This is a genomic window from Mycolicibacterium pyrenivorans (genome assembly GCF_025821625.1).
Classification (GTDB): Bacteria; Actinomycetota; Actinomycetes; order Mycobacteriales; family Mycobacteriaceae; genus Mycobacterium; species Mycobacterium pyrenivorans.
In genome coordinates this window covers 1-8352 of the sequence record NZ_JACKSH010000194.1, presented here as the reverse complement: position 1 = coordinate 8352, position 8352 = coordinate 1, and the positions used below count along the sequence as shown (strand labels likewise).

Genomic DNA, 8352 nt, shown 5'->3' with positions numbered 1-8352 from the left:
TGAATGTGATCCTCGAGAAATCTCATTCTTTCACCACGACAGGGCATTTCGCTGTTACAACCCGCCTCCCATCCCTACCTCATCGGTGAATCCAGGTTTAGCAAGCGGTCGAACACGCCACCGGATTGCATCGGCCGGGTCACCAATGACTGGAACAGCTTCGCCGAGGTCGAACGGGCTCTCGCCACTGACCTCGGCGGTGCTTGGATTGATTCGCGGCCGTGGTTCTGCAGCACGGGCCGGTTTTGCCCCAGTTTCGTTGGCTTAACGACTGCAAAGTACGACCAAGCTCATATCGCGCCTCCCTATGCGTCAAAGATCCACGGTGTCATTGCCGAGTCGTTCCGCGAGGCGGGCATGCTTCCGTGAATAAGATTACGTGATGCCCCATGGCCACCGACTCGCGGTGATACTGACTTCGGTCTCTACCGTCCTCGCATTACTTGGCTGTTCCTCGTCCGATCAGCACAACGAATTCGCCTGCATCGAAGACGAAGTCGTCGGATGGGGCGATTCGCTCACTTGGTCGGCGGTCAAGACAGACGATGGGTACGAGCAGGCCGACCCGACATGGCTTGAAGTACTCAGCGAAGACCTTAGCGTCGACACCATGAACTTTGGCGAACCGTCACAGGGGTCAGCTGAAATTGCCGTTCGGCAAGGTGGGCTCAAACCCACTGTCACACTGGACAGAAATGAAATCCCTGCGGGCACAACCGACTCAAGCCTCATAACCACCATCACACCCGGCGACGGCTGGACACAGAACCGCAACGCAGGCACCATGAAGATGAAGGGCACGTTGTCCGGAGTTCGCGGCACGCTTGAGCACACAATCCAGTCCGGCGAAGAGAGCTTCGCTTTCATCCCCGACTCCCCGCCAGAGGCAGCTGTGCCCGTACCACCGCAAACCCCGTTCGTCGGCAATCAGGGGTATCGCTACAGAGACTGCGTTCAGATCATCTGGGCGGGTACGAACAATTCTCGGCAAGACTTGGCAATTACGCGGGACATCGCATCGATGGTGAGCTGGATACCTGAACCGAAGCGGTACCTGATCGTCGGAACCATATCGGGTACAAGGAACGCCCTAGCGGCCGCCTACGGACCACGATTCGTAGATCTGCGGAGTTGGCTTATCACTGAAGGGCTTGCCGCCGCCGGGGTCGCCCCTACCCCTGACGACACGAAGGCAATCTTGGCAAACCAAATGCCGCCTTCGCTTTCTGGTGATGGCACCCACTTCACACAAGCCGCTTATACAGCGATCGGACACCACCTCGCTTCTGTAATCAAAGCTCAGAGCTGACGACACCGAGCGCGTGCCAATCGCGGTGAGTTCTATCGCGTGAGCGCCAGGTAGTTCCCGGTGAGGGGACCTCGAGGGCCTGGTTGGCGACCAACTTCTTTAGCCGGGCGTTGAACCACCCCGGGTTTGATGCACACCTTCTTTCGAGGGAAGGTTGTTTGCATCATGCCGAAGAAGTACGACGACGAGTTCAAGGCCCGCGCGGTGCGGCTGGTGGCCGACCATGCCGAGGAGTACGACACCCGCACGGCCTGCATCACCGCGGTGGCCAAGCGGTTGGGGGTGTCCTACGAATCGTTGCGCCGGTGGTTCAACCAGTCCGAGGTTGACACCGGGGTCCGTGACGGGGTGCCCACCGATGCCGCTCGGGAGTTACGCGAGCTTAAGCGCAAGAATCGTGAGCTTGAGGAGACCATCGAAATCCTCAAGGCGGCAACAAGTTTCTTCGTGCGGGAGAGCGACCCGCGACACCACTGATCTGTGCGTTCATCGCCGAGCATCGCGCTCGGTTCGGGGTCGCTCCAATCTGCCGCGTGCTCTCCGAGCACGGTGTGCCGATCGCCCCGAGAACGTTCTACGCCTGGCTGACGCGGCCGCCTTCGGCGCGGGCGCTGTGGGACACGGTCATCACCGAGGTGCTGGCCGGCTACTACGAACCCGACGAGCACGGCCGGCGTAAACCGGAGTCACTGTACGGGGCCACCAAAATGTGGGCTCAGCTGCAACGCCAGGGCATCACGGTGGCCCGTTGCACCGTGGAACGGCTGATGCGGGCCAACGGCTGGCAGGGCGTCACCCGCCGCAAGAAGGTCCGCACCACGATCGCTGATCCGGCCGCGGCGCGGGCAGCCGATTTGGTCAAGCGCCAGTTCCGGGTGCCCGCCCCCAACGTGCTGCTCGTGGCGGATTTCACCTAATGAGAGAGTCGGGATGGTTCCGACACGCAAGACGCGAACCGGCAGGGGTCACTGAGATTTCACCGATCCGGGCGCAGTCTGGCTGGTGAGCTGCTGGCAGGTGATCACTGCATGTGATGACACGGACTCGTCCTGAGATCTCTTATGTAGACGGTGGCCCTGCCGGTCCGCCACGAGGCACGTGATCGGCTTGTGAGATGCCGCGCCACCGAGCGCTGTCCATTAGGTCGCCGCACCCGCCTCGAGCTCGACAACGAAGGAGAATACGACACGGAACGGAGACTTGTGGAGATGAAAATAACGTGCGGCGTCGATTGGGCCGAGGCGCATCACGATGTGGCGCTCGTCGACGAGGGCGGCGTAGTCATTGCCCGTGCCCGGATCGACACCGGTGCAACCGGATTCAGCAACCTTCTGGCGCTGATCGGCGAGCACGGCGGAAGCATCCAGGACACTCCGGTCGCCCTCGAAACCGACAAGAACCTACTCGTTGTGGCATTGAGCGAGGCCGGGTTCACGGTGTATCCGATCAATCCTCGAGCAGTGGCCCGCTACCGAGAACGGCACGGGCAGGCCGGCGGGAAGTCCGACCCCGGCGACGCGGCGGTGCTGGCACACATCCTGCGCACCGATCAGCACATGCACCGGGCGCTACCCGTGGTCAGCGAGCAGGGCCGCGCGGTCAAGGTGCTGGCCCGCCAGCATCAGGAAGCGATCTGGGCTTTGCATCAGGCCATCAGCCGGCTGCGGTCGGCCCTGCTGGAGTTTTATCCACAAGCTCTGCAAGCATTTCCGAATCTGAAGCATCGTGCCGCTTTGACCGTTCTGGCGGCGGCGCCCACCCCGGCAGCGGCCTCGAAGCTCACCCGCGCACGCGTGGTGGCTCTGTTGAAGAAGTCCGGGCGTGGCAACCACCCCGCGTTGGTCGAGCAGATCCTTGCCGACCTGAGAGCACCGGCGCTGCGGCAACCTGCGCGCGTTGAGGACGCCTACGGTCACGCCGTCGCGGGTCTCATCGGCACTGTCGTGGCCCTACAACAGGCCGTCGACAACCTCGAAACCGAGATGGGACGCGAGTTCGACACCCATCCGCAGGCACCGATCCTGCGCTCGGTCCCCGGCCTCGGACCGATCCTCGCTGCCCGCGTTCTCGGCGAAATCGGGGACGATCCAGAGCGATTCACCGAACCGGGCAACCTACGCGCCTATGCTGGCACCGCTCCGGTCACGATCGCATCTGGCCGCTCCCACTACGTCAAGGCCCGCAAAGTCCGCAACAAACGTCTCGGAGACGCCTGCCACTGGTGGGCGTTCGCGATGCTCACCAAATCCGCCGGCGCCCGCGCCCACTACGACAGACGCCGAGCCGCCGGCGACCACCACAACGCCGCCCTGCGCAACCTCGCGAATAAACTCCTCGGACGCCTGTGGTGGTGCCTGGCCAACAACCAATCGTGGGACGACCAAGGCGCCTGGCCCCACCACATCACAACACCCGAAACCACCGCCGCTTGACAACTCACTCGCGTGGGATGTCTACGTGTGCCTGTCCTCTGGGGTGTTTGTCTACACCGCATTCGCCATCGATGCCTATGCGGGCCGGATCGTGGGCTGGACCTGCTCGGCCAGCAAGGAGGACCGCTTCGTGCGCCACGCGATCCGCCATGCCGCCCAACTCCGTGCCAGTGAAGGTAATCCGTTGTTGGGCAACTCTATTCACCACAGCGATGCGGGCTCTCAATACACGTCGGTGCGCTTCGGTGAAACCCTGGCGCTGTCCGGGCTGGTGGCCTCGATCGGCACGGTCGGGGATGCCTTCGACAACGCTCTGGCGGAGACGACCATAGGGCTGTACAAGACCGAAGCCGTCCGCGATGACTCACCCTTTCGGCGAGGTCCCCTGCACCGCCTGACCGGATGTCGAACTGCTCACCGTCGAGTGGGTGCACTGGTACAACACCGACCGGCTCATGCACCGTCTGGGCCGCATCCCACCCATCGAGTACGAGACCGTCCACTACGCTACAAACGCGGCCAACTCAGGGCTGCACACCAGTAACCGGTGTGCATCAAACCCGGGGCGGTTCACACTCATGCCCGCCACCGAGGTCATCACCAGCTACCACGACCTATGGCGAGTCGAGCAGTCGTTCCGAATGTCGAAATCCGATCTTGCCGCCCGACCCATGTTCGCCCGCACCCGCGACGCCGTCGAAGCCCACCTCACCATCGTATTCACCGCCCTGGCCATCAGCCGCGAAGTCCAGACACGAACCGGACTGTCACTGCGACGATTCCTACGCACCCTCAAACCCCTGCGCAGCCACCTACCCACCAGCACTGAACCCCCAGGTCGAGGCGATACTCGACGCCCTCAAGCCCACGAAATCAAGGCACTAAGCCCAATGACCCAACTCGGGTCAGATGTCCACCGTCAGAGGTGGTTAACCCCAAATCGCGCCGTCTATCGCCGGCGCCCGACCATGTTTCGCGGTAGTGCGGCTGACGCGAGATCTCAGGCGCGCTCGAAGACCACGAAATCCTGGAAGAAGAGGCCGGGCTTTTCCTTCCAGCATCCGGGGAAATAGTGCGCGACCTGCAGACCGGCATCGGCTACTGTCTCATCGAACGCCGCCTTAGTGACGCCGATAGCGTGCTCGGGAACCTTCGCCCATTTGGGGTGGAAGTAATTCCTTGAGCCGTACGCACTCTGGTCAAAGACCCACCTTGATGCGGGCTCCGGATAATAGGCGCTCTGCGCAGAGGTCCGGCCGGGGAGCGTCTCCTCGTAAATCTCGTCCATGATGAAGAAGCTGACCAGCGCCCTGCCTCTGGGGGCGAGGGTGCGGCCCAGTTCCTTCAGGTAGAAGGTGAAATCTCCCTCGTTTAGGTGCGTCCAGACCGACAGGGCGGTCATAAAGTTGAACCCATCATCCTCAAACGGCCAGGGCAGCTTCTTGTCGCTGTAATGGCTCGCATAGTACGGATTGGATGCGTCGAGATGGACGAAGGTCACGTTCGGATCGGTATAGCGTGCACGACAAATCTCAATGAACGATTTGCCGACATCGATGCCGGTATAGGTGTCGTCCGGCTGCAGATAGGGGCGCGTGGCGAGGTAGAGTCGGCCGACGCCGCAGCCGATATCGAGCATGCGCAGCGGCCGCTCCTCGGGCAGAGTCTGGAAAATTAGGCTCTGCAGGAAGCCAACCGTATAGCACCATTCGCTATAGGCCGTGGTACCTAGCCCGCCCTCACGCTCGGACGGGGGCGGGATCATGTTGAGGACTGTGGTGCGCGACATCTGGCCGCCTTGGAGCGATCGCAGCAGCTTTTCTGCCGGCGTATAGGCAAGCTTGGATAGTCTATTTTTTACGTGCTGAGTCCCGCTTCGTATGCCCCCAGTCAGCATCTGCTACCCCATCTCTTCTCTGTGTTGCACCGCATCAGCGGCTAACACCCCATTCCCTTGTATACCGCGTGGCAAATCGACTCGCTGAGCGCGGTCGACTTGTTCGCGGGCCCCGACCGGATGTAGGGCTGGCTTTCACGGTAGTAGGCGGCCTCCAGTTCTGCTTGTGTAGTGTTGCCGCAGTACTCGTGGATCCTTCGGTGGTTAAGCCTAAACGACTCTTCCGGAGTTGCCGCGTGGCGCTTCCAGGCCTCGGTTGCTGGCTTCGGCGCGTCGGGGGCCTGTCGAAGTACAGCACACGTCGGCGTCACGGGCCGCGACGCGAAACTCAGCGCCTCGGCGCGTACTCCAAAAAATAGTCAGAGAGCGATACCTCCTCGTCGTGGATCGCACCCTTGATCGCCCAAAGCGCAAACCAAAGCCCCAACCTTTGCTGCTCCAACATCCAGGCAACTTGATTAGATCCTCCACGGCGCAGTAAAACTTTGAATGATGCGGCCAAAAACGCTGCAACTATTCGTGAAATTCCCCCGAGAAATACCGTCAACCGCAAAGACAATGCCGAATACCCCTGCAGCCTAGCCATGCATTGCACTGGGGCCTCGACAAGCTCCATTATCCTGAGCGCGCGGTCATGGTCGGTAAGGGATTTCCTGCTGACGCCACCTGCATGCACTGCAACAAGATCGGGGTAGAGCATGATCAAGTGGCCTTCAGCGAGGCTTCGCATACAAATTTCTTGATCCTCAAGGTACATTGGCAACAATGTGTTCAGACCAGCGCCGAACAGGCCAGAGTCGATGCACATCAATGCACCAGACACCATTGCTAACTCACTCTGATTCCCTTGGATTTCATATTCGCTAAGGTTTCGCGGCGCGGTACGCAGGACCTTTACCAAATTATCGTAGCCAACTAAATGGCTAAATAGCCGACGAAGATTCCAGACACGCCGGGCGCATCCACGATCGAGTTTGCCAGCGGGATCTGTCAGAACTGCACCCCAGACTCCAACCTCGCTTGGATGACCCGCGGCACGATTAACCAGCTCACAGACTGTGGGGCCCGCGGATATTACGTCGGGGTTGAGCAACACCACGAAGTCGAAGCCACCCCAAAGATTCAGCGCCGATTGGTACCCAAGATTCACACCATGGCTGAAGCCCTCGTTCCGCGGTGCCACCTCGACAAGAACCTTTTCGGAATTGTGATTTGCGACGATGTATTCACGCACGCGGAGATCTGCGGAATTCTCAACAACAACAACGTAATTGCCGGGATCGTCTCGATCAAATTTCCGAATAGAATCAACTAGGTCAGGGAGTTGCAAGTACGAGTTGTAGGTTACGATGATAAGCAAAGATTTTCGGATATCGACCTCGCTCAAATTCAGGTTGTCACCGTACGAATAATGCGTGCCACCATCGGTTGTGGCGCAGAATTCATCGTATTAGGGGGCTGCTGCGGAAGTAGGCTGAGTCCCAACTTCCTATAAGTGAAAATATCCCCCAAATGCTGCCCTAGCGTTTCGTGTTGTTGATGGATTTTCATTTGACGTTATTGAGTAGTCTGCCTGCCATACGACGAATCGATCATCTCAGACTCGCCGCCGACACTAGTGATCACAGCGCCCACTTGTCCAAAGAGCAATGCGTCTCGCCCCACTGATCGTATTGGCCGGTGATCAACCCCGACAACGCCGACCGCCTCGGTCGCACGGGGTGAGCTCTTGGTCAGGTATATGCCCAGCAGGCGGCGCGCCTCAGTGACCAACCCGTGGACCAACGCTGATGGTCCCGCGATGTCATCGCAGGTGAGGGCCAGTTCAAGTGGTCGTAGTAAGATTTGGACGGACTGGGCTGCTGCCACCACCCCATCGGCGCCGGGGACCTCACGTCGCACTCGGCCAATCGACCCGGAGCAACTGCGTCGAGGTGTCTTGGGTTGCTACCGCGTCACCGAACATCATGGAGTTAAGCGCCCGCCGGTGTATCCGGACGACGCGCCAGTGACCCGTACGAGAGCCTTGACCGCTTGCAGATCCGCAGATCAAGGTCATCGGTGAAAGGCCTTCGCACTGACCGATATCCCTCACGCTTTCAGCGCAAATCGGTCATCGCACCCCCGCGGTCTCATTGTCGGCAGACCGTGGAGACCCTACTGATAATCACCGAGGCCACCACCATCCGGCCCCCTACCGCCTACGCGAGGTAAATCGATCGGGCACAACTCACCGCGTTGACCCACCAGGAACGCAAACACGCTCTGGGACTTTAGAATGCCCGTGCAACCGCCCTCCGCCATCCAACGACACACGCTGCGTTAGGTCGGTCCGAAGCCCGAACCAAGGCAACCGCTCTCTAGAGGAAGTCGGTTGCGGCACAATAGGACTCTCAATCCCATTGATGAACTACGATAGCGGGTTCGTACGGCATAGCGATCGAATCCCTGAACGCCCGCTACCAGCCGCGCCAACTGGATTCTCAGTGATCTCGACCGGCCGAACCGAACCGCCTGATTGCGATTTCTCGGTTGCCATTCAACGGGGGCGACCAGGACCAACCAGGACCAACCAGGACCAGTGGAGCGTGCGCTGGAACATCTCCTGGAACATCTCTAAGCCTTGATTCACCGATCGACCCTCGGCGTGGGGGCGAATTCGGTTGTGCGCTTTGGAGTCGGGGTGGGCCGTTGTGCGGGATCAGATGATGGCC

4 protein-coding genes and 3 pseudogenes are annotated in these 8352 nt (G+C 60.3%); 5 read left to right on the top strand and 2 right to left on the bottom strand.

The annotated features are described in order from the left end of the window. Positions 1 to 382: 382 nt before the first annotated feature. The 5 genes and pseudogenes from H7I57_RS22740 to H7I57_RS22720 form a co-directional block, all read left to right on the top strand. The gene (locus H7I57_RS22740; RefSeq protein WP_264026232.1) at positions 383 to 1309 is read left to right on the top strand and encodes an SGNH/GDSL hydrolase family protein; all 927 of its coding nucleotides are present in this window, start codon (positions 383 to 385) and stop codon (positions 1307 to 1309) included. A 165-nt stretch (positions 1310 to 1474) separates the two neighbouring features. Further along, positions 1475 to 2223, top strand: a pseudogene (locus H7I57_RS22735) (IS3 family transposase); the annotation flags it as partial. A gap of 294 nt (positions 2224 to 2517) precedes the next feature. Then, entirely contained in the window at positions 2518 to 3741 is a 1224-nt protein-coding gene (locus H7I57_RS22730) for an IS110 family RNA-guided transposase (protein WP_264026230.1), read from the top strand. 22 nt (positions 3742 to 3763) lie between these two features. Next, a pseudogene (locus H7I57_RS22725) lies at positions 3764 to 4250 on the top strand (DDE-type integrase/transposase/recombinase); the annotation flags it as partial. Positions 4251 to 4313: 63 nt separating this feature from the next. Beyond that, a pseudogene (locus tag H7I57_RS22720) lies at positions 4314 to 4598 on the top strand (IS1634 family transposase); the annotation flags it as partial. A 143-nt stretch (positions 4599 to 4741) separates the two neighbouring features. On the opposite strand, the gene H7I57_RS22715 reads toward H7I57_RS22720, so the two are convergent. After that, positions 4742 to 5530 carry a class I SAM-dependent methyltransferase gene (locus tag H7I57_RS22715; protein WP_264026227.1) on the bottom strand — a complete coding sequence of 263 codons (789 nt, stop codon included), beginning with the start codon at positions 5528 to 5530 and terminating at the stop codon, positions 4742 to 4744. Between the two features lie 436 nt (positions 5531 to 5966). Then, entirely contained in the window at positions 5967 to 7025 is a 1059-nt protein-coding gene (locus H7I57_RS22710; protein ID WP_264026226.1) for a glycosyltransferase, read from the bottom strand. Between the last annotated feature and the right edge of the window lie 1327 nt (positions 7026 to 8352).